Below are 20,647 nucleotides of genomic sequence, written 5' to 3'. Positions count from 1 at the left end.
TAGATCCATTCAATGGACTGTGTTTTATGTAACTAAATTTGCCAAGGTATTAATTTGTTTAAACATTTATCTGTGATGAAATAGAGTGCGACTGAGATTGCCGACAAAATAAATAGCGCGGCAAACATTTCATCAATTAACATGCGTGCGTTAGCTTGTAACATCAAATATCCCAAGCCTTGACTAGATCCAACCCATTCACCCGCAACAGCGCCAATCGGGGCAATTACCACTGCGACTCGAATCCCTGAAGCCAATGTAGGGAGAGAAGCTGGAAGTTGGATATGGCGTAATAGCTGCCATTTAGTCGCTTGCATGGTATTCGCTAAATCTAAGTAACCTGTTGGTGTATTCTTTAATCCGTCGTAACAACAAGTCACCACAGGGAAGAAAATAATGATAGCTGCCATGACTATTTTTGATGCAATACCGTAACCTAACCAGATCATCAAAATAGGGGCGATAGCAAACACAGGGATCGCTTGGCTGGCAATAAGAACAGGTAATAACCAACGTCTTACCGGTTTAAATAAGAGCATCTGTAATGCAAAAAACAACCCCATGGATAAACCCAATAACAAGCCTAATACAATTTCTTGTGTGGTTATCCAACTGTGTTTAAGCAAAATATCAATACGACTAATTAAACGCTCAAAGACAGATAAAGGTTCAGGTAAGATGAAATTAGGCAACTTAAACAACAGTACCGTTGCTTGCCAAACCACTAATAATATTAATAAAGTAAACGCTACTCTTAAGATATTGTGCAATAGCTTCTCCGAACGATTAATACCACTACTTAAGGTTCTAATATTTGGTACTTTATTCATAATCTTGCTCTAAGCGTTGAATAATTTGTTGTTGTAATATTGCGCTTTCTGCATTCAACTCTCTCGGTGTTTGCGCTTTTGGAAGTGTTAATGAAAAGGCAACAGCAGGTTGACCCTGTAGAATATATAATTGACCTGCTAAGCGAATTGCTTCTGAAGGATCATGAGTGATAAGTACAACCGTTTTATCTTTTAATAGTTGATGCGCTAGATTCTGAAGTTTATAGCGTGTCACTGCATCTAAAGCGGAGAAGGGTTCGTCCATTAATACCACTGGTTTGTCTTGCATTAACGTTCTGGCTAAAGCGACACGTTGTCGCATTCCTCCTGATAAATTTTGCGGTAATTCTTGGGTTTTATCTGCTAATCCTACCTCTGTTAATAATGTGAGTGCTTTTTCATATTGCTGAGTTTTTGATGGGGTGTGTTGAGTCTTTTTTGAAAATTTATCACTCAGTAACACATTATCTAATACGTTTAGCCAAGGCATTAATAGGTCTTGTTGAGCCATATATGCGACTTGTGTGCGAAGGGGAGTATTATTGCTGGTGGATAATTTGCCTGACCATTGCACTTTATCTGCTAGCAGATTAGCCAAGTAGCGTAATAGGGTGGTTTTACCACAGCCACTTCGTCCTAAAATACAAGTCCAGCTCTTGGCTGGCATTTCCATATTTAGCTCTGCTAATACAGGTTGAGCATCTTGTTGGTACTGTAAAGCCCCATCTTTAATGGTGATAACAGGGGAATGTAAAGTATTTACATCTTTAGTGGTTAAGGCCATTTTAGCAACCACTATCGTTCTGTTGTTGATAAAAGTGATGCACTGGACCACGCCCTTTACCAATAGAGAGCTGATCTGCATGTACTAATGCCTGAGTAATATAATCTTTTGCGGTTTGCACCGCTTCTGATAATAAGTAGCCTTGTGCTAAGTAAGAGGCAATAGCGGATGAGAGGGTACAGCCTGTACCGTGGTTATTGTTAGTATGAACTCGATTTGCTGTTAGTTGCTGAACTACGTTTGATAAAATTAATAGATCAGCACTGTATTCATCTTGCTGTAAATACCCACCTTTTAATAATACTGCTTTAGCACCTAATTGACGTAGCCCTTCAACCATTGTTTGCATTTGTTGCGTTGTTTCAGGCAGATTATAGGATGTACTGTCAGAAATTAATGCGGCGGCTTCTGGTAGGTTAGGAGTAATAATATCGGCTAACGGAAATAGCTCAGATTTTAATGTTTGTATGGCTGATTTTTCTAATAACAAGTCACCATTAGTGGTCACCATGACAGGGTCAATTACGATAAATTGAGGCTTATATTGTTTAAGCTTTTTAACTACCAAGCGAATAATGTCACTATCAGCTAGCATACCTACTTTGACTGCTACGATATTTAAATCACTGAACACTGCGTCTAATTGTTTTTCAACATGCTCTAGTGGAATTGGAAAGATACCAGAAACACCTAGCGTATTTTGTGCTGTGATTGCAGTTATCGCAGAGCATGCATAACTACCAGTGGCTGAAATAGCTTTGATATCTGCTTGAATTCCAGCGCCGCCACCACTATCTGAGCCTGCGATTGTTAGTACAATCGGCACCTCGGAATAAGTTGAAGATATGTTATCTGAATCTAAAAATTGAGTATTGAGGTTGTTATTGGCCATCATTGCTCCGATTTCAACGCCATCGGAACTATATGAGAAACCCTAATATGTGCAAAGATGCACTATGGTAGGTATTTACATAGTTCCCTGCGTCAGTACTAACTGTATCAGGTTCAACGGGTATCGATGCAATCTAAGTAGATATCGCATGCGTTCTCAGCCTTCGGCTCCCCGACTATAAGTGTTTTAAATCATAACAAGTTTGAATGAAAGTGCAATGAAACATATGGTGCTTTGTTACCTGAAAGGTGTAAATTTTTGGAGTGCGTAGTCGTGTATGTTTGCGCTTTACTTATTTAAGTAGAGCGCAAAATAGAGAAAAATTATTGATTAATGCGTGCTTTAAATTGTGCACGTGTTTTTTCATCAGCTTTCTTATACCAGTAATCTAGCATCTGTCCTGCAACATCACCTTCAGTTTGCCCATTGGCAGGAACAATAATTGTCGCCGGTTGTTGTAATGAAGCCGGTTTGTCTGTTTGATTATAAGCAACCGTTTCAGCAACTAAGTCTCGGTTAAATTGAATACCGCTCTTCATTAACTTACCTTGTTCGAAGGGAACGGCTTCACCGTTAATATCTGTGATGATGATTTCAGGTTGTGCGTTGAATTGATCAACTTGTCTTGCTGATCGAAGTGTCGGTAAGCTGATTGTATAATCTTGGTTTTTACCTTGAAAGGTGATTATTAATGTATCTGTAGTGAAGTAGTTAACCTCACCGCCTTGACGGTAATTACCTTCATATTCAAAAGCAATTTGGTTTGTTCCATCTTTTAATGTTAATGAGGTTTTCTGTTCGGCTTGTTTACCATTAACAACTTTTAACGTTACTTGAGAAGGCACAGTTAAATTGATAGCAGCGAAGGCTTGTTGGCTTAAAATGCTGATCAAGGCAAGGCTCATAAAATTCAATAGTTTCATATTTAATGCTCATTTTATCTAAAAGGAAGGATGTGGCTTAGATTGAGTTATGTATTTGAGAAGATAAGGTTCACTCATGAATTCAGTTTTTAACTTACCATAAAAAAGCACTCATAAGAGTGCTTTGAATTCATATATTTCAATCAATATGGCTTAGAAACCGTAACGAGCACCTACTAGCAACTCATTTTCACGGCCGTTACCGCTTGATGTATCGTTATTTAGTGCGATCTTGTAGCTACCGAATAATGCAAAGTTACCCATATAACGAGCATATTCAACACCAACAAAGTTTGTTTCTAATTCATCAATGTCATCAGCTGAGTAGTAGCTGTAGCTTGCATTTACAACGTTCTCTTGGTTTTCACCAAAGTAGTAAGCTGCAAAGGCATCAGCAGCTACGAAGTCTGAGTCTTCAGTACCTTCTGCTGAAATATTACCTGCCATACCCATTGCCGATAGGTAAACGCTACCTTTAGTGTATTTAGCTGCTACTAAGTATGAAGTTGAATCATCAGTATCTGTACCGTTACCGTATTCTTGATCACTTGTTGCTACACCCGCTGCTAATTCAAGCTCAGGGCTAAACTTGTAAGCAGCCATTAAACCGTAACCATCAGCATTATCATTTGCGTTTTGCGTTGCAGAAGCTTGTACAGTTAACGCATCAGCAGTGTAAACGTAACGTAATGTGTTTTTTGAACGGTCAGCTGTTGTTACCGTGTTTTCATTAACGTAACCACTGAATGTTTCAGCTTGGTCGGTAAAATCAGTTAGGTAAGTTACCGCATTAACTTGGTGACCGTAAATGAATGAACCTGCTTGTGTATCAGCACCTACGTATAGGTGACGAGTATTTAGGTTAGCTTCATTATCATCTTCGTTTTCAGTAATTTCAAACTCGTAACGGCCAAATACGGTTAAGTTGTCGTTTAGTTTATTTTTACCGTCTACATTTAAACGTACACGTGATGCGTCAGAGTAATCTCCATCTGTAAGGCCACCACGTACTTCAACTCGACCACCAACATTGAACTCTTGAGAATCTGTTTTGTAAACTGTTGCTGCATAAAGAGGAGAAGAGATAATTGCGCTAGACGTGATAGCAAGTAGGTATTTATTGAATGTCATATTCATTTTCCTGTTTTTCTTAGAGTCATTTAAAAATTGTCATATTTAAATGTTATTATTTAGGTAAGCAGGAAGATGTGTTAGATGCTTCCTGCAAAAATGTAGACTTTCCGTGTCCTTTTAAATCACTCTCACAATCTATAGATATTTTTATTAGAATTCACAGAAAACTAACAAATGAAGCTCTTTATGGTGACCGGGGTCACAATTTTTAATTTTAAAATTTATATTTTTAAAATTATCGTCTACGCCTATTGTAAATGTTGTTTTTTTATAAAAATGAGATTTATTGTTTAAACCAGTCGATATAAAAATCCGGAGATACTTTGTATTGCCTCGCTAATTTTTCAATACTATCTTGACCCGATATTTTATCTGCGTGAATACCACTAGTGATAAATAAACTACTAATGCCAGCGCCATTTGCCCCTGCAATGTCATGCTCTAGACTATCACCTACCGCAACGGCATTATCCCACCCTCCGACTAGCGTTTTACACATATCGTAGATTCTTTTTTGTGGTTTACCATGCCAATGTACTTTTCCGCCCATTTTTTGATAAGCCATGGCAATTGCCCCTGGACAGGTTTTTAAATTACCTTCAGGTGTCATGGCGACAAGATCCGGGTTACTTACAACTAACTCTAATTTTTTACGGTAGGCGATAGTTAAATCATCCATATAAGCTTCAACATTACCCCTGTCGACCCCACAACATAATACAAAAGAGGCTTGCTCTGCTTTTACCGATTGTACTCCACAGTCTTCGAGTACAGTGTCATCTTCTTCCCATTGGAAATGTAAGGCTTGTTGACCAAGCGCTTTAAATTTTCCAGAGTTAAAATTATCACGCATATGGTCGCCAGAAGTGAGGACATCTAGATACAGGTCACGGCTGATCCCTGATTCAGTGAGGCGGTCGTAGGAAAAAACACTATTTTTTCCACTATTTGATAGAATTACAACTTTTTTTCCATGTTTTTTTAATAGGTTTAACGCGTTAATTGCTTCTGGAAAAGCTTCTCCACCATTATGTAATACTCCCCATTGGTCCAAAATAAAAGTGTCAAATTTATCAATAATATCTTTTAAACCGGCAATCATTTCCACAGTATTAGCTCCTTTTTTTGAACACGAAAATACAAGCAAGTTAGCATTGTATACTGCTTTTATGCTTGCTTATAGAGTTGAATAAATAGTGATAGTAGTAGTTTTTTAGCAATATTTTTTTAAAAAATAGTAATAGTGAATGAATGGAAATATAAAAATCATCAAATTAGTTATCTATTAAAATTGATCTTATTTGTTTCAAGGCGCGTAAAACTATCTGAACATTTCGAGATAACACTCTACAGTCCAATAAAAGGAAAATACTATGTTAAAGAAGTTCATCACTACCTTATCAATTGTAATTGCTAGTTTTACTTTCACGTCTGTGGCGCAAGCTGCTCATCATGGTATGCACAAAGATATCGTCGACGTGGCATCGGAAAATGGCTCATTCACAACGCTTGTTGCAGCAGTAAAAGCAGCTGGACTAGTCGATACACTGAAAGGCAAGGGGCCGTTTACAGTATTTGCTCCTACAGATGAAGCATTTGCAAAACTACCTGAAGGTACGGTTGAAATGTTATTGAAGCCAGAGAATAAAGATAAACTAGTTGCTGTGCTGACTTATCACGTAGTGCCGGGCAAAGTGACTGCATCTGACGTAATGAAAATTGACAGTGCAAAAACAGTCCAAGGACAATCTGTAATGGTCAAAGTTGTTGACGGCAAAGTGATGATCAACGATGCACAAGTTGTAACTGCAGATGTTGAAGCGAGTAATGGTGTCATTCATGCTGTTGATACGGTTTTAATGCCTAAATAATTTACCTTTTCCACACTGAGTAAAATTAATTCTTAAATTGAGTCTTAAGATTTTAAACCAAAAGGGATAACGAAAGTTATCCCTTTTTTTGTATCAATTTCAATATCAATATCAATATCATTAACTTTAGTAAGCATTAACTTACTTTTTAAATTAAGTTCTTTGGACTAATCCTCTTCTACCAAGAACATTTAGCTCACTGCTTTAAGTTAAGTTAAGTAAAGTAACAAGATGGTTATAAGTGGGATACTTGAATTAGGATTAATACAGTAGTCCAACTTTGAGAATCATATCTTGATAACTTGTTCTGGCCCGTTAAATGACGCTTAAATGCTAAAGCTTCTGGGATTGAGGTTTAGCGAATAATAAGATTGTTTAGTCTACTCAGTTATTGTCACGGTTATAGCAATCAGAATACTGATATATTTACTTGTTTAAAATAGCCGCCTTTGTTGTAAATGCCATAAAGATAACTGTCGTTTACATCTATTTATGCTGAATTAACTTGTTTGTTCCGCTCAATATTTAGATAACATATCGAATGTCATTGATATCGTTTTGAAGCTTATATAGATGCTCATCTTCACATATATGCCATTAATTTAGGCAAAAAAATAGCTGAATCAGTGATTACTGAGTCAGCTATTTTATTATTTTTATATTGGATAAGTAGCAAATATATTAAGCTAACTACTTACTAAGCTTTTAATCCTAATAATGGCTATATTTTAAAATAAACCTTTTAACTTATCTTTTAAGTCTTTTGCTTCTTCTTTCAAATCATCAGTAGAGACTTTCTCTCCTGAAATTAGATCTTTAGCAGCGTCCTTTATCGTCTCCTTAGCTTGATCTTTAACCGCTGTTTTAGCTGCTTCAAGTTGTTCTTTTAAAGCACCTTCAGTGTCTAAACTAAAGCTTGGGTCAGAAAATGAACCTTGTATACGGAGTGGAATAGAAACACCACTTAAATCTGCATAACTAGTACTTTCGTCTGTTTTAGATAAAGGTGTTACCCCTAGCTTATAATCAATGGTTTGCTTGATCGTATCAGCTGTACCAGAACCGTCTAAACGAATCACTGGCGAAGTCATGGTTAGTTTCTGATTATTCGCAATACCTTCATCAACAGTAAATTCACCGGTCAAAGACGCAAAGTCAGTTTTCTTAACTAGCTTATCTTCTTCGATTGTTTCGCCTGTTAATTTCGCCTTAAACACGCGAATCTCATAAGGCAAGTTAATGCCGTATAGTTCACCGTCTAATACTTTAAAGTCACCTGTAGCATTAATCCCCTGCTGAATCTTAGTACTAGTTAACCCTTGACCATCAGCAGTCAAATTAAAGTTTGCTGTACCACTTAATAGATCAACTTCTGCTGCGTCTTTTAATAAAGGCAGTAAAGCTACATTTTTAAGTGCAGTAGTGGCTTGGTAACTATTTTTACCGCCATCTTCATCTATTGAAGCGTTAACACTAACTGAACCGTCATATAGGTTTGCAGTTAATGGGTTAACAGTTGCTTTACCATTTTTAACGGTTAAACCATTAGTGATTTTTCCGATAGTAATATCTTGATATAAGATTCCGGCAATGGTTAACGAGCCTTTAATATCTAGGTCATTAAGTATGCTTAGGTCTGGTTCCACTTCTTCACTTGCTTCTGTGCTTGTAGTTGTACTTTCTTCTGACTCAGTACTTTCAGTTGACTCAGGTAAATAAGGGTTTAGATTCCAAACATTACCGTTTAAGTTGTAGCGGATAACCGGCACAGTTTGTTGGGTAAAACTAACTTCACCATTTAATTCAATATCATCAACTTTGGTTTTAAGCGATGTTAGGCTCAGCTTTTGTTGGTCTAGGTCATAACTGATATCAGTAGAAATATCACTGTTAATTTTATTTTCACCGATAGCTGCAACGACTACTTCACTATCTATAGTAAATTGTTTAATCAGAATTTTTTGGAAGTCAGTTACTGTTAATTCTTTTAACGATAAGTTCATTTCGCCTTCAACATCAGCACCTTTGATAGAATTATTTACTTTAAAGGTATCAATTTTTGCCGTCTGTTTTGCAATATCTAGCGAAAGATTGGTTTCTAATGTGCTATTCACTTGATTATTTTGTAAAGCAGAACCATTTAAACTACTTGTTAAGATTAATTTACCTAGATTTACTTGATTGTGCTCAACAACATTTATATCACTACTATTGATATAAATTGTTCCATCTAAGAAGTCACCAGTGAAAGTATTATTGATAGTAATTGCTTGAATATCTAACTCTTGTGTTTCTAGTTGATATTTTAAGCCACTAGTGAAAACTGTGTTGAGCTTACTGCCCGATAGCGCATCGCTTAGCACATCACTTTCAATGGTTAAGTTAGTTAGCTGAACGGCTGTCAATGCAGCATCAACAAAGATATCAGCATTAACGTCGATATCTGCTTCTACTTGGTTATTTTTAATTGAGCTATTTAAGCTAAAATGTGCCACTTGCCCAAATGCAAACTCTTCAAGTTGAAGGCTATTAATAGCAACTTCTTGAGTTTCATTGGTTTGATGGTCGATCATTTTCAAAGTCGCATTGGTAATATTGATGCCCGACAAAACGAATTTTGATAGATCTAATGAATTAGATTCTTCTTCAGTTGTCTCTTCTGTTTCTGGAGTTGCTGCGTCTGTTGCTGTTTCTTGTTCAGCATCTGCTGTGAGATCATCAAGATTTGTGGTGCCATCTTTATTGGTAATTAAATTGAATTCAACACCATCAAGTACAATCTCTCCAATTTCTATGTTTCCAGAGAATAAAGGTAAAATATTAATCGATACGGCTGCTTCTTGTATGTTTAATAATGTTTTTTCTTCAAACTCAGGACTGTTTTGTAAAGTTACTTGTCCACTTTTGAATCCTAATAGTGGATATAAGCTCCAACCTAAATCACCAGTAATTACTAAGTCTCGATCGATAGCATTTTTAGCTTGGTCTTGAATTTGTTGTTTGTAATCATTTGGGTCAACGGTTGCAACGACGATTACGACGGCTGCAACTAATAAAAGTAGTACGGCTAATGCGAGTTTTAGAAACAATTTCATTAACATGTCCTTATAAAGAAAAGATTTATTGGTAATAGACAGTGTAATAGCTTAAGGGTTCATGATCACTATTTTGTTTTAAACTGTTATTTATTCTAAGTGATTTTGATAGTTGTAGGTTGATTGAAGTCTAGGTAATGAAGGGGAGTTAATTATGTTATTATTCTGATTATTAAGAGGGCTTATCTAGAATAATGAGGACTGACGACAATTAATATCATCTCTGAACTAAACAATGTTGATCTCATCAAACAAACCCAGTTGAAAGTGGCGACTTTTAATCTTTTTAATTACCTTGCTCCACCCGACGCTTTTTATGATTTTGACCGCATTTACTCTGCTGAGCAATGGCAGAAAAAGCAACGTTGGATTAGCACTTATCTACAAGCTCATCAGCCCGATATTATTGGCTTTCAAGAAGTATTCAGTATCGATTCATTGCAAAGTTTGGTTGCCGATTCAGGTTATCAGCACTTTGCAGTAGTCGATCAACCGACTGTTATTGATGATTTTATTTACCGAGATCCTGTTGTTGCTTTAGCAAGTAAATTTCCTATTGTGGCTGTTTCATCTGTGCCAGTAGATACTGAGTTAGCAATACAGTTAGGCTTAACCGCTGAATTTAATTTTAGTCGACAAGTGGTGAGGGCGACGGTCAAGTTACCTCATTTAGGTTTATGTGACTGCTATGTGGTTCATTTTAAATCAAAGCGCGCTGCTTGGCAGGCTGAGTTGGATCCCCTTACTTCATTGGAAGGAAGAGTGATTGAGCAGTTCAAAGCACAAGTAGCAGGTGGGTGGGCTTCTTCCATTCAACGAGGGAGTGAAGCTACTCTATTGATGATGCATATGGTTGAACGACGGGCTAAAACAGGTAATGCGATGATCTTGATGGGAGATTTTAATAACCCATTACAAGACGGTATTTTAGCGCACTTAACCACATCTAATTTATTATTTAATAATGATCAACAGCAACAACAGTTAATGCAATTTTATGCACTACGTGATGCTTGGGATTTATATCAAAGTAATCAAGCATTAATTTCAGATCAGGTCTTAACAAGAGGTGCGACACACTACTTTGGACAAAGTAGTTCGGTACTCGATTATATTCTCTTATCCAGTGAGTTTGATACAAAGGCGCAATCTAACTTCTTTGCTGTCACTGATTATATAAATACTGATAAGCACTTGATTAACCCAAGTTTTGAAATTGATGGGGAAAGTACCGATCATGCAGTCGTTAGTATTTGTTTGACACTAAGACAATAATAATCAGACAACATGAAAAGGTTATACAAAAATGTATGAGGTTTTTTGGTTGTTACTCAAAAGTAAGCTTAACCATTAAATTTATACCCGACACCATAAACTGATGCGATTGGATTATAACCGTTTTTAATCGCATTAATTTTCTTACGGATATTTTTTATATGCGTATCAATATTACGGTCAGATACTTCTAGTGCTGCATCTTGATAGATATGTTGAATAATATCTTCACGGGTAAAAACTCTACCTATATGCGTTATAAAAAGTAGAAATACTTTGAATTCTACGGCAGTAAAATCTATATTTTGTTGCTCTAATAATGCAGTGTAGCCATCAACATGCAATTGAAATCCATTATGATTAATTGTATGTAAATTAGGTTGGTTAGTCCTGCGTAACACGGCTTTAATCCTAGCCATTACTTCTTTAGGGCTGAAGGGTTTGACAATGTAATCATCAGCGCCACTTTCTAAGCCAATTAACCTGTCTTGCTCTTGTTGTTTTGCGGTTACCATAATAACAGGCAAGTTAGAGAATTCTCTAATCTGTTTACATAAGCTTAATCCATCTACTTCTGGCAACATCAGGTCTAATAATATTAAATCTACTTTACTCTGTTTAATATGTTCAAGCACGTGCGCCCCGTTAACGAGATGCTCTGTGTGATATCCCTGTTGACGACTATAAGCTATTAACACTTCTGCGATATTTTCTTCATCTTCAACAATCAAAATAGTTTTTTTAGTCATATTAATTAGCCTATTTGTGGCATTGTTAATGTTACTTGTAAGCCACCTAAAGGTGAACCTTGTAATGAAATATCCCCTTTATGTGCTTCTGTTATTTGTTTACAGAGTGCAAGACCGAGCCCAGTTCCTCCATATTCGCGACTACGTGATTTCTCAACACGATAGAAACGGTCAAATAATTGCTTTTGATCTTGTTTATTAACTCCAGGTGCTGAATCCGAGAAAGTTAGTTTGAGATCTTGTTTAACTAGTTCTAGATTGATTTGGAGCTGACCAGGTTGTTCTGTGTAACGACAAGTGTTTTCTAACAAATTAATAAACAGTTGTTGTAGTCGCTCTCGATCTCCATAAACTTGATAGTTAACTGAATTATCTAGCTCTAAGGGAGCGACATAGAGTTGGCACTGTGTAAATCGAGCACTATAACTATCTAAAGTATGTTGTAAAAGTGAAGCAATGTTCAATGTTTTAAATTGATAATGTAAGCTGGCAGTATCACTGTGAGCAAGTTGAGATAGATCATCGACAAGTAGATTTAAATTACTTACTTGGTCAATTAATAAGTTGATGCGTTTTGTATCGGCGACAAACACGCCATCTTGTACTGCAATTAAATGGGAACGTAATACAGTTAAAGGCGTTCTTAATTCATGCGAAGTATCAGACATCCACTGAAAGCGCATTTGTTGGTTGTCTTGTAATGTATTAGCCAGCTTATTGAAGTTGTTAGATAAAGTGCCTAATTCATCTTGTGAGAGGGGAGTTATCCTATTAGTAAAATTACCTTTATTAAGTTCATCAGTGGCTAAAACGATTTGCTGAATGGGTCTAATTAAATGTTTAGAGAGGACAATCGCCATGATAAAAGCTAATACAATGACCAATAATGTAATGATGATGTAATTATGTAGTTGGGCATTTAAAAAAGCTTTAGCAGGACTATTTGCTGCAAGTTTAGAAGGCACTAAGCCAATCCAGCCAATAACATTGTTATTGAGTAAAATTGGTTCGATTAATGGATTTTCGTTAATTTTTTCGCGACCTACGATCACTTGTTTTTGCTGATTATATAAACTAATCCGTCGCCCTGTTTGTAATAAATTACCAGGTAGTTCAAACCATAATAAAGAAGGAGGCGGATTTTTTAACGAGGCGTTCTGTTCATTGTTTTGCTGCTCAGGCTCAACAATAGATCGCCATAGTTGAGTGTTATAAGTGATCGTATCCCAACTATTTGCTTTTGTATAAAATTGGGTGAGTTGTTGTTTTACTTTTATGAAATGCTTCCGCTCTTGTTTTTCAACAAAGTGATTAAATTCAGTAGTGAAATTAAGGTAAATAAATACCAGCATCATTCCAACTAAGGTGATGTTAGTAATAAAAAATGCAAGAAAAAATTTATGTTTTAATTTCACAGTGACTCTAGTGTAATCGAAGCAAGTTACTTTAGATTATATCAAACAGTATTGTATATTGATGTTCTTCAAGTAATTTTTCCATTGTTTACTTTTTTATATCAAAGCTTAAAACTTAGCAGTTGCGGTTTTTCCTGCCTTAAGCAGTACATATTGTGGCTTCACAAAGCTGGTATGTACTAACCCCAATGTTTTGGAAAAAGAGACTGAGACAGTGGAGACTGTTTTAAAAGTATGTTTAGCTTGTAGTAATATTTCTATTTGTCCTTTTTCTTGTGTCATTATATTAGCTGTTTGTATTTTTATCGGTTGGTTGTTTACTTCTAAATTAGTTGATTGCTGAAGTGTATTCTCGATAAAATCCTGTTGCTCGCTGGTGGTTAAGTTATCAGGCATTACTTCCTGTAGATCACCCATTAACCAAGCAAGATCATTTTGCATAGCAATTAATAAGTGGTCTTCTTGGGTTATAATTTTTATGCTCACTTGCCCATCGCGTAAAATAACCTGTGCGGTACTTTCCTTTAATGTGTGTGCGCTAATTGAACTGTTAAAACAGGCCATTAATAATAAACATGTGTACAGTATTGATTTCATTTTGTAGTGCATTTTAATGTATCTCGTTCAGGTCAATTAGACGGCGGTAGTTAGCCGTCTAATTGAGAGTCTTATTAATGATTAACTTTTGCTTCACTAGGTTGAGTTTCTCTACAAAAAGTACCTTGTTCTATTTTGCCACCATTGCTAATGGTTTTTTGCTCAAAATCGTAACATTGCTCGTTTTGTTCATTTACTCTGTATGTTGTGAAATAGTTTTCCCTTTGATAGGTATATTGCATTCTACGGCTTCCATCTTCTTCGGTAATGTATTGAAGGTCGCTAACACCACCTACAGGTGGTTTAAGATCTGCTCTTATTCCTTGTGTGTCACCGCTTAACGGTGCAACTCTTGGTAATTGACTCGTATCGACTTCACCGACTAGACATTGGATAATATAGGGTGGCTTAGTAGAGGTGTGATAACGGTATCCAAATTCTGGATCTGCTTGACCATTACACACATCTAAACTGCCTTCAGTAATAGTGGTGCCATCAGGGTTGTCATTACCGTATAAAGGATAGCCATCATATCCCCAACCAATAATGGCATCGCTACCTTGGTTTTTCATCGTGTCTATCATACAAGTTGGGGAAACATGATAGTGGTAATCATCTCCTCTTCCTGAGTGACCGCCACAAATATCTAACTGTCCCAGCGTAAATGTATCGTGGGCTGGATCATACTCTTCAACGGATAGCTCCCCTTGAGATGAATAGTCATAAATTGGTACACCATTAACAGCAACACCTACCGCCGCATCTATAGTCGTTATCTTAGTTGCTTTCTTAGGTTGTAACTTAATAGGGGCTGCATAATTTAAAGCAGGGACTGGAACTTGTTCATTCGTACCAGTAATACCAGTCATCATTTGATGATCTGGATAAGTTGATGAAGCCACATAGGCATACTCTTGATCACAAGTTACTGTAACACTGCTCGAAAATCCTGCTTCTTTAATTGAATTCTCAATAGCTTGGCATCTTTGTGCATCAATTTTTTTTACTTGTGTAGCTGCAGGTACTGTTTTTACTGTTGGTTTAGGGGGATTCTGTTGCTCAGTTTGATTACGTTGGTATGTGACTGTCATTTCAGCGGATGCAAGCGTGATCTCTTTGATGGCATCCAATAAAACAGCGCTATCAACTTGTGTATTATCATTTAACGTCACTTGCTCTGATAATGCATAAACGGTAAAGGTATAGGCCTTTTCTCCTGGCCCTTTTGAACAAGGTGGAGCATATTGTTTTTTCTGATTAATGCTATTAGTGCCTTGTTGTCCTTGCTCTTTATTTAAGGAAAAGTCATTATCTAAATGGGTAATATTAGCGGCTAGATTATATAAGGTTAAGTACCAATGAATTCCATCAGGTGCATTATGATGCATAATAATGGCGTAAGACTGTGTCCCTTCTGGAGCGCCTTGCCAGCTAATTGGTGGGTTTATGCTATCTCCATCGCAGGTGTAGGTTTTAGGAAGAGGGCCACCATCTTTCATTATCGAGCTACTGATGGTGAAGTTTGACTGTTGCATTGCTGTATCATCACAGGCACTGAGCAATACACGGCAAAGCAACGCTGTTACGCAAATCCAAATATTATTCATAGGTTAAGATCCGATAATGTCTAATACCAATTGCATTAAATAAGTGATCTAAATTTTGCGCAGGAAAAATGACTTAGTTTAAGGCGTAACTTAAGTTAAATAGTTGTTCTATTTGCGAAAGTTACAACGAAGAAATAAGTTATTTTAACAAGTAAAATAGATCAGTTACTTAGTGTGATTGGTGTAAAATAGAAGGTCCTAGTCAAGGACAAGTATTAGCAGTATAGCGAGGAAATGTAGGGCAATTATGTAGTGGATAATAAATAGCTAAAAAAAAGCCAGAACAACAGTTCTGGCTAACATCTAATGGTTTTTACTATGTAGTGAGATTCAATTAAGCGTTATGTTTACGAATAACAGTTAACATCTCTTTCAATAATTTCGGGTTAGCTGCAACAACGTCACCAGATTTGAAGTAATCATTACCACCGCTAAAATCAGTCATCATTGCACCTGATTCTTTTAATAATAGTTCGCCAGCTGCGATATCCCAAGGTTTTAAACCAAATTCCCAGAAACCATCCATACGACCAGCTGCAACATAAGCTAGGTCAAGTGCCGCACTACCGCCACGACGCATATCAGCGACATCGTTAAAGAAATCTTGGAAGATATTTAAGTACGTTTCAAGATTGTATTTTTGCTTAAACGGGAAACCAGTCGCTAATAATGTACCAGTTAGTTTAGGCACTGAACTTGTACGAGTACGGTAACCATTGATTTGAGCGCTTTGACCACGAACAGCAGAGAATAATTCATTGCGGATAGGATCGAATACGATACCGACTTCAGTACGGCCTTTAATTTTTAATGCAATTGATACGGCGAAGTGAGGTATGCCGCGAATGAAGTTTGTTGTCCCATCTAGTGGGTCGATAATCCATTGGTGATCTGTATCTTTACCGTTATCAATACCTGACTCTTCAGCAACAAAGCTGTGGTCTGGGTAAGATTTACGTAACGTACCAATAATTGCTAATTCAGCTTCTTTATCTACGCTGCTTACATAGTCATTAAGCGATTTTTCTTCCACTTCAACTGACTCTAAATTTTCATAACCTTTAACAATTACTTTACCCGCATTACGCGCAGCACGAATCGCAATATTTAACATTGGATGCATTGGATCACCATTAGATTTTAAAAGAACATGAAGGGAAATTCCTTCGGCCGCGAATTATACACAGGTCACACTATTGTGCAATATTTTAATTGTTCAAAATATAGCCTAATTAAAGGTGAATAAATCTAAAATGGGGCTCGTCAGTGTTTTGTTGTTAATTGAATAGTGCTAAACTTTGCGCTCAAAAAAACACTGAAACATGAAGGAAAAACAATGCTAGACAATGTGCGTATTATATTAATTGGTACCTCTCATCCAGGTAACATTGGCAGTGCTGCTAGAGCAATGAAAACAATGGGATTAACGGATTTGGTGTTGATTGATCCTGAATGTGAAGTAGACGGTAAATCAGTAGCACTTTCTGCTGGTGCAAGCGATGTGCTTAAAAATCATAAAGTATATAAAACACTCGATGAAGGTATTGCTGATTGTGGCCTAGTGGTTGGAGCAAGTGCTCGCCCTAGAACGCTTAACTGGCCTATGTTAGATCCAAGAGAGATGGGTGAAAAAGCGGCTTCTGAAGGAAAGAAACATAAAGTAGCATTAGTATTTGGTCGTGAAAACAGTGGTTTAACTAATGATGAACTACAAAAGTGTCATTTCCATGTGTTTATTCCTGCAAATCCAGACTACAGCTCATTAAACCTTGCAATGGCAGTACAAACATTAAGCTATGAAGTACGCATGGCTTATTTAGCATCTGAGTCTTTTCCTGAAGTAGTTGAAGAGTACCCAAGAGCAGCAGAGTTTGAAGGTATGTTAGAACACCTACAAAAAACATTATTTCAAATAGGTTTTATTGTGCCTGCTCATCCAGGATTAGTGATGGATAAACTGCGTCGTTTATTCAACCGTGCAAGGCCTGAAATCAACGAGTTGAAAATGCTACGAGGTATTTTTAGTAGTATGCAGAAGTCGGTTGAAAGTCTTGAAGAAAACCCAAGAAATAACAAAAATGACAGCAAAAAATAAAACCAACCAAAGTGTAGGGTTTCTTACTTGACTAAAATTGTCGGGTATTTATACTGAGAGTGTCAAATCACTAATCAAACGTATATTAGTTTTATAAACTCTTGTTATAGCGAATTCTATTATGAAATTAACTTCAAAAGGCCGTTATGCGGTCACTGCAATGTTAGACGTTGCAATAAAAGAGCATACAGGCCCTGTACCACTTGCTGAAATTTCAGAGCGCCAAGGAATATCGCTTTCTTATTTAGAACAATTATTTTCTAAACTCAGACAACAACAATTAGTCAGCAGTGTCAGAGGCCCTGGCGGCGGATATAAATTGGGTAAAAGTAAGTCTGAAATATCGGTATCAATGATCATTGATGCCGTTAATGAAAATGTTGATGTGCGTAAATGTGCTGGAAAAGGTGGTTGCCAAGACGATGGTGTTGAGTGTTTAACTCATTCTTTATGGGAACAACTAAGTACTAGAATTAGCTCTTTTTTAGATGGTATTACATTGGAAGAGTTAATGGCCAGCGAACATGTACAGAATGTATCTGAACAACAAAATATTAAGTTTACTAATAGCGAACTGCTGAACATTATTTCTAAATAACAATTTCTTAGTAACAGCGGTGGAGAGAAAATGAAATTACCAATTTACCTCGATTATGCAGCAACAACACCTGTCGATCCTCGTGTTGTTGAAATAATGGTTAAATATCTATCAATGGATGGCGACTTTGGTAATCCAGCCTCTCGCTCACATCGTTTTGGCTGGCAAGCCGAAGAAGCGGTAGATATTGCTCGCGAACAAATTGCGGAGTTAATTAATGCAGACTCTCGTGAAATCGTATTTACTTCTGGTGCAACGGAATCTGATAATCTAGCGATTAAAGGTGCGGCACACTTTTATCAGAGTAAAGGTAAACATATCATTACTGCTAAAACCGAGCATAAAGCTGTTTTAGATACTTGTCGTCAATTAGAACATGAAGGCTTTGAAGTCACTTACTTAGCCCCACAGAAAGATGGCATTATTAGCCCAGAGCAGTTACAAGCAGCTTTGCGTGAAGATACTATTCTAGTTAGTTTAATGCATGTGAATAATGAAATTGGTGTTGTACAAGATATTGCTGCATTTGGTGAGTTATGTCGTGCTAATGAGACTGTTTTACATGTTGATGCTGCGCAAAGCGCTGGTAAAGTTGAGATTGATGTTCAAAGCATGAAGATAGACCTGATATCTTTCTCTGCACATAAAGCCTATGGGCCTAAAGGTATTGGTGCTCTTTACGTTAGTCGTAAACCGCGTATTCGTTTAGAGGCTCAAATGCATGGTGGTGGTCATGAACGTGGTATGCGTAGTGGGACATTACCAACTCATCAAATTGTGGCGATGGGAGAAGCTTTTCGTATTGCTAAGCAAGATATGGAAAGTGAAAATAAACGTATTCTTACGTTACGTAAGCGTTTATTGGATGGTGTTAAGGATATGCAAGAAATCTACATCAATGGTTCGTTAGATAACCGTATTGCGGGTAATCTGAATATAAGCTTTAACTATGTTGAAGGTGAATCCTTGGTGATGGCGTTAAAAGACTTAGCAGTTTCATCGGGCAGTGCATGTACTTCTGCAAGTCTTGAGTCTTCTTACGTATTACGTGCAATTGGACGAGAAGATGAGTTAGCGCATAGTTCGATTCGCTTTAGTATTGGTCGTTTTACTACAGAAGAAGAGATTGATTACGCGATTAAAGTTATTCGTGAAAATATTGGTCGATTACGTGAAATGTCTCCTGTATGGAATATGTTTAAAGAAAGTATGGTCGCCCAATAGAGACTTAACTATTCAATCTACTAATGCGTTAAAAAGTTTCGTTATATTTATTTACTAAGTTAGCCTCTTTTGTCATAAGGCTAACTTAGTAAACTTTCTTCTGCCTTACTTATTAAGCTTATGCCCCTAAATACTATGCCCCTCGATTCTTCCTCCTTTCTCTTTAAAACTTATAGCAGAATTAATTTAATATAATTTTCTTTGCTAAAAAACTAATGACGCAGTTAATATAAGAACAATTCATTTTCAATCTAGGAATATTATGAGCCAGTCATTTTTAGTTACTCTTTCGGATCAAAAAGCCAGCCCTGTTTGGGGAGAGAATGCTTTATTATCTTTTGATCAACAACAAGCTACTATTCATATTAATTATCAGAGCGATGTTTTATCTCAGGTGCAAAGCGCAGCACGTAAACTAGATGGAATGTCACTGCCTAGTATCCAATTAGTGGGTGAACAGTGGAATTCTGATCTATGTTGGGCATTTAGCCAAGGCTTTTACAACGCTAAAAGTGGTGCAAAAGTATTGTTTCCAGAACTTGATGAGGAAGCTATTAGCGCCTTAGACAGTAAAAAACGTATTAGTGAATGGGTAAGAGAAACTATTAATTTAGGCCCTGATGCACTTGCACCAACAGTATTAAGTGAAAAAGCAGTGACATTATTAACTGAGGTTTGTGCTGATAGTCGTCATCTAACTGTATGTGAAATTACTGATCAAGCATTAATTGATCACGGTTTTGTTGGGATTTATACCGTCGGTAAAGGCAGTGTCAATGCACCTTGCATGCTACAAGTTGATTATAACCCAACGGGTGATGTAAATGCGGCTATTGATTTTGCTTTAGTTGGCAAAGGTATCACCTTCGATTCAGGCGGTTATAGTTTAAAACCAAGTGCATCAATGGCTGCAATGAAGAGTGATATGGGAGGAGCCGCGACTGTAACTGGCGCATTAGCGTTAGCGATTGCTAATGGTTTACAAAAGCGCGTTAAGTTATACCTATGCTGTGCCGAAAATATGATCAGTGATAAAGCTTTTAAACTAGGTGATGTTATTACTTATAAGAATGGCGTCACAGTTGAAGTATTAAATACAGATGCAGAAGGTCGCTTAGTATTAGCCGATGGTTTAATTGCTGCTCAAGAAGATGGTGCTAAGCAAATTATCGATGCGGCTACGCTAACTGGTGCCGCGAAGGTTGCAGTAGGGCGAGATTATAACTGTGTGCTTAGTATGGATGATGAATTTGCTGAGTCAGCATTAGCGTCTGCTAAAGAGACAAATGAAAAACTATGGCGTTTGCCTTTAGAGGCTTTTCATCTTCAACAAATTGGCTCATCATTTGCTGATATCGCTAATATCCATAGTGGTGGTGAAAGTATGGCTGGGGCATCAACAGCTGCTGCATTCCTTGCTAAATTTGTTAAGCAGCCAGAGCAAAACTGGTTACACTTTGACTTGTCAGGTAGTTACCAGTTATCTGGGAATGGGCTGTGGGCTACCGGCGGTAAAGGGCACGGTATTCAAACAATCAGTGATATTTTACTTAAATAG

General features: G+C 37.0%; 18 protein-coding genes and 1 riboswitch. Of the genes, 6 read left to right on the top strand and 12 right to left on the bottom strand.

What is annotated here, in order from left to right; translation table 11 throughout:
* Window positions 1-32: 32 nt before the first annotated feature.
* From V5290_RS05385 to V5290_RS05360, 6 genes are all read right to left on the bottom strand, one after another.
* The gene (locus V5290_RS05385) at window positions 33-830 is read right to left on the bottom strand and encodes an ABC transporter permease (protein WP_333382620.1); all 798 of its coding nucleotides are present in this window, start codon (window positions 828-830) and stop codon (window positions 33-35) included.
* A complete protein-coding gene (locus tag V5290_RS05380) occupies window positions 823-1,614 on the bottom strand; it encodes an ABC transporter ATP-binding protein (protein WP_333382618.1) in 792 nt (263 codons plus the stop codon). Before V5290_RS05380 ends, V5290_RS05385 begins: the two co-directional genes overlap by 8 nt.
* 1 nt (window position 1,615) lies before the next feature.
* The gene (gene thiD / locus V5290_RS05375) at window positions 1,616-2,506 is read right to left on the bottom strand and encodes a bifunctional hydroxymethylpyrimidine kinase/phosphomethylpyrimidine kinase (RefSeq protein WP_333382617.1); all 891 of its coding nucleotides are present in this window, start codon (window positions 2,504-2,506) and stop codon (window positions 1,616-1,618) included.
* A gap of 67 nt (window positions 2,507-2,573) precedes the next feature.
* Window positions 2,574-2,690, bottom strand: a riboswitch (TPP riboswitch).
* A gap of 139 nt (window positions 2,691-2,829) precedes the next feature.
* On the bottom strand, window positions 2,830-3,429 hold the full coding sequence (locus V5290_RS05370) for a DUF2057 domain-containing protein (RefSeq protein ID WP_333382615.1): 600 nt from the start codon (window positions 3,427-3,429) through the stop codon (window positions 2,830-2,832).
* Between the two features lie 153 nt (window positions 3,430-3,582).
* Window positions 3,583-4,560, bottom strand: a complete 978-nt coding sequence (locus V5290_RS05365) for a porin (protein ID WP_333382613.1) — start codon at window positions 4,558-4,560, stop codon at window positions 3,583-3,585.
* 286 nt (window positions 4,561-4,846) lie between these two features.
* Entirely contained in the window at window positions 4,847-5,665 is an 819-nt protein-coding gene (locus V5290_RS05360) for a TIGR01459 family HAD-type hydrolase (protein ID WP_333382678.1), read from the bottom strand.
* Between the two features lie 271 nt (window positions 5,666-5,936).
* Here V5290_RS05360 and V5290_RS05355 point away from each other — a divergent pair, with 271 nt between their 5' ends.
* Window positions 5,937-6,434 (top strand): fasciclin domain-containing protein, encoded by a 498-nt coding sequence (locus tag V5290_RS05355; protein WP_333382612.1) that lies wholly within the window; start codon window positions 5,937-5,939, stop codon window positions 6,432-6,434.
* A 728-nt stretch (window positions 6,435-7,162) separates the two neighbouring features.
* Here V5290_RS05355 and V5290_RS05350 read toward each other — a convergent pair.
* Window positions 7,163-9,529, bottom strand: a complete 2,367-nt coding sequence (locus V5290_RS05350) for an AsmA family protein (protein ID WP_333382610.1) — start codon at window positions 9,527-9,529, stop codon at window positions 7,163-7,165.
* Window positions 9,530-9,796: 267 nt separating this feature from the next.
* Here V5290_RS05350 and V5290_RS05345 point away from each other — a divergent pair, with 267 nt between their 5' ends.
* Entirely contained in the window at window positions 9,797-10,804 is a 1,008-nt protein-coding gene (locus V5290_RS05345; RefSeq protein WP_333382676.1) for an endonuclease/exonuclease/phosphatase family protein, read from the top strand.
* 68 nt (window positions 10,805-10,872) lie between these two features.
* Here the strand turns inward: V5290_RS05345 and V5290_RS05340 are convergent, their stop codons facing one another.
* The 5 genes from V5290_RS05340 to suhB all read right to left on the bottom strand — a co-directional run bounded on the left by V5290_RS05340 (window position 10,873) and on the right by suhB (window position 16,295).
* Window positions 10,873-11,553, bottom strand: a complete 681-nt coding sequence (locus V5290_RS05340; RefSeq protein ID WP_333382608.1) for a response regulator — start codon at window positions 11,551-11,553, stop codon at window positions 10,873-10,875.
* 5 nt (window positions 11,554-11,558) lie between these two features.
* Complete coding sequence (locus V5290_RS05335) at window positions 11,559-12,968, bottom strand: ATP-binding protein (RefSeq protein ID WP_333382606.1); 1,410 nt, start codon at window positions 12,966-12,968, stop codon at window positions 11,559-11,561.
* A gap of 108 nt (window positions 12,969-13,076) precedes the next feature.
* Complete coding sequence (locus V5290_RS05330) at window positions 13,077-13,565, bottom strand: hypothetical protein (protein ID WP_333382604.1); 489 nt, start codon at window positions 13,563-13,565, stop codon at window positions 13,077-13,079.
* Window positions 13,566-13,639: 74 nt separating this feature from the next.
* Entirely contained in the window at window positions 13,640-15,172 is a 1,533-nt protein-coding gene (locus tag V5290_RS05325; protein WP_333382603.1) for a YbhB/YbcL family Raf kinase inhibitor-like protein, read from the bottom strand.
* Window positions 15,173-15,506: 334 nt separating this feature from the next.
* Window positions 15,507-16,295, bottom strand: coding sequence for an inositol-1-monophosphatase (suhB, locus tag V5290_RS05320; protein WP_333382601.1), 789 nt, complete (start codon window positions 16,293-16,295; stop codon window positions 15,507-15,509).
* 213 nt (window positions 16,296-16,508) lie between these two features.
* On the opposite strand from suhB, the gene trmJ reads away from it, so the two are divergent.
* The 4 genes from trmJ to pepB all read left to right on the top strand — a co-directional run bounded on the left by trmJ (window position 16,509) and on the right by pepB (window position 20,647).
* Window positions 16,509-17,267: a tRNA (cytosine(32)/uridine(32)-2'-O)-methyltransferase TrmJ gene (gene trmJ / locus V5290_RS05315; protein ID WP_290038678.1), complete on the top strand. Its 759-nt coding sequence runs from the start codon at window positions 16,509-16,511 to the stop codon at window positions 17,265-17,267.
* Between the two features lie 121 nt (window positions 17,268-17,388).
* Window positions 17,389-17,865, top strand: a complete 477-nt coding sequence (gene iscR, locus V5290_RS05310) for a Fe-S cluster assembly transcriptional regulator IscR (protein WP_333382598.1) — start codon at window positions 17,389-17,391, stop codon at window positions 17,863-17,865.
* Between the two features lie 30 nt (window positions 17,866-17,895).
* Entirely contained in the window at window positions 17,896-19,089 is a 1,194-nt protein-coding gene (locus tag V5290_RS05305) for an IscS subfamily cysteine desulfurase (protein ID WP_333382596.1), read from the top strand.
* Window positions 19,090-19,351: 262 nt separating this feature from the next.
* On the top strand, window positions 19,352-20,647 hold the full coding sequence (pepB, locus tag V5290_RS05300; RefSeq protein ID WP_333382594.1) for an aminopeptidase PepB: 1,296 nt from the start codon (window positions 19,352-19,354) through the stop codon (window positions 20,645-20,647).

Origin of the sequence: Psychromonas arctica (assembly GCF_036697365.1) — a bacterium.
Classification (GTDB): Bacteria; Pseudomonadota; Gammaproteobacteria; order Enterobacterales; family Psychromonadaceae; genus Psychromonas; species Psychromonas arctica_A.
This window is presented reverse-complemented; position numbering and strand designations above follow the sequence as displayed.

Bases quoted from the DNA above. Each gene is read 5' to 3' on its own strand.
- V5290_RS05325 (WP_333382603.1), bottom strand. From the start codon at position 15,172: ATGAATAATATTTGGATTTGCGTAACAGCGTTGCTTTGCCGTGTATTG.
- iscR (WP_333382598.1), top strand. From the start codon at position 17,389: ATGAAATTAACTTCAAAAGGCCGTTATGCGGTCACTGCAATGTTAGAC.
- V5290_RS05380 (WP_333382618.1), bottom strand. From the start codon at position 1,614: ATGGCCTTAACCACTAAAGATGTAAATACTTTACATTCCCCTGTTATC.
- V5290_RS05340 (WP_333382608.1), bottom strand. From the start codon at position 11,553: ATGACTAAAAAAACTATTTTGATTGTTGAAGATGAAGAAAATATCGCA.
- thiD (WP_333382617.1), bottom strand. From the start codon at position 2,506: ATGGCCAATAACAACCTCAATACTCAATTTTTAGATTCAGATAACATA.
- V5290_RS05355 (WP_333382612.1), top strand. From the start codon at position 5,937: ATGTTAAAGAAGTTCATCACTACCTTATCAATTGTAATTGCTAGTTTT.
- V5290_RS05370 (WP_333382615.1), bottom strand. From the start codon at position 3,429: ATGAAACTATTGAATTTTATGAGCCTTGCCTTGATCAGCATTTTAAGC.
- V5290_RS05305 (WP_333382596.1), top strand. From the start codon at position 17,896: ATGAAATTACCAATTTACCTCGATTATGCAGCAACAACACCTGTCGAT.
- V5290_RS05330 (WP_333382604.1), bottom strand. From the start codon at position 13,565: ATGAAATCAATACTGTACACATGTTTATTATTAATGGCCTGTTTTAAC.
- V5290_RS05360 (WP_333382678.1), bottom strand. From the start codon at position 5,665: ATGATTGCCGGTTTAAAAGATATTATTGATAAATTTGACACTTTTATT.
- suhB (WP_333382601.1), bottom strand. From the start codon at position 16,295: ATGCATCCAATGTTAAATATTGCGATTCGTGCTGCGCGTAATGCGGGT.
- V5290_RS05385 (WP_333382620.1), bottom strand. From the start codon at position 830: ATGAATAAAGTACCAAATATTAGAACCTTAAGTAGTGGTATTAATCGT.
- V5290_RS05350 (WP_333382610.1), bottom strand. From the start codon at position 9,529: ATGAAATTGTTTCTAAAACTCGCATTAGCCGTACTACTTTTATTAGTT.
- V5290_RS05365 (WP_333382613.1), bottom strand. From the start codon at position 4,560: ATGACATTCAATAAATACCTACTTGCTATCACGTCTAGCGCAATTATC.
- trmJ (WP_290038678.1), top strand. From the start codon at position 16,509: ATGCTAGACAATGTGCGTATTATATTAATTGGTACCTCTCATCCAGGT.
- pepB (WP_333382594.1), top strand. From the start codon at position 19,352: ATGAGCCAGTCATTTTTAGTTACTCTTTCGGATCAAAAAGCCAGCCCT.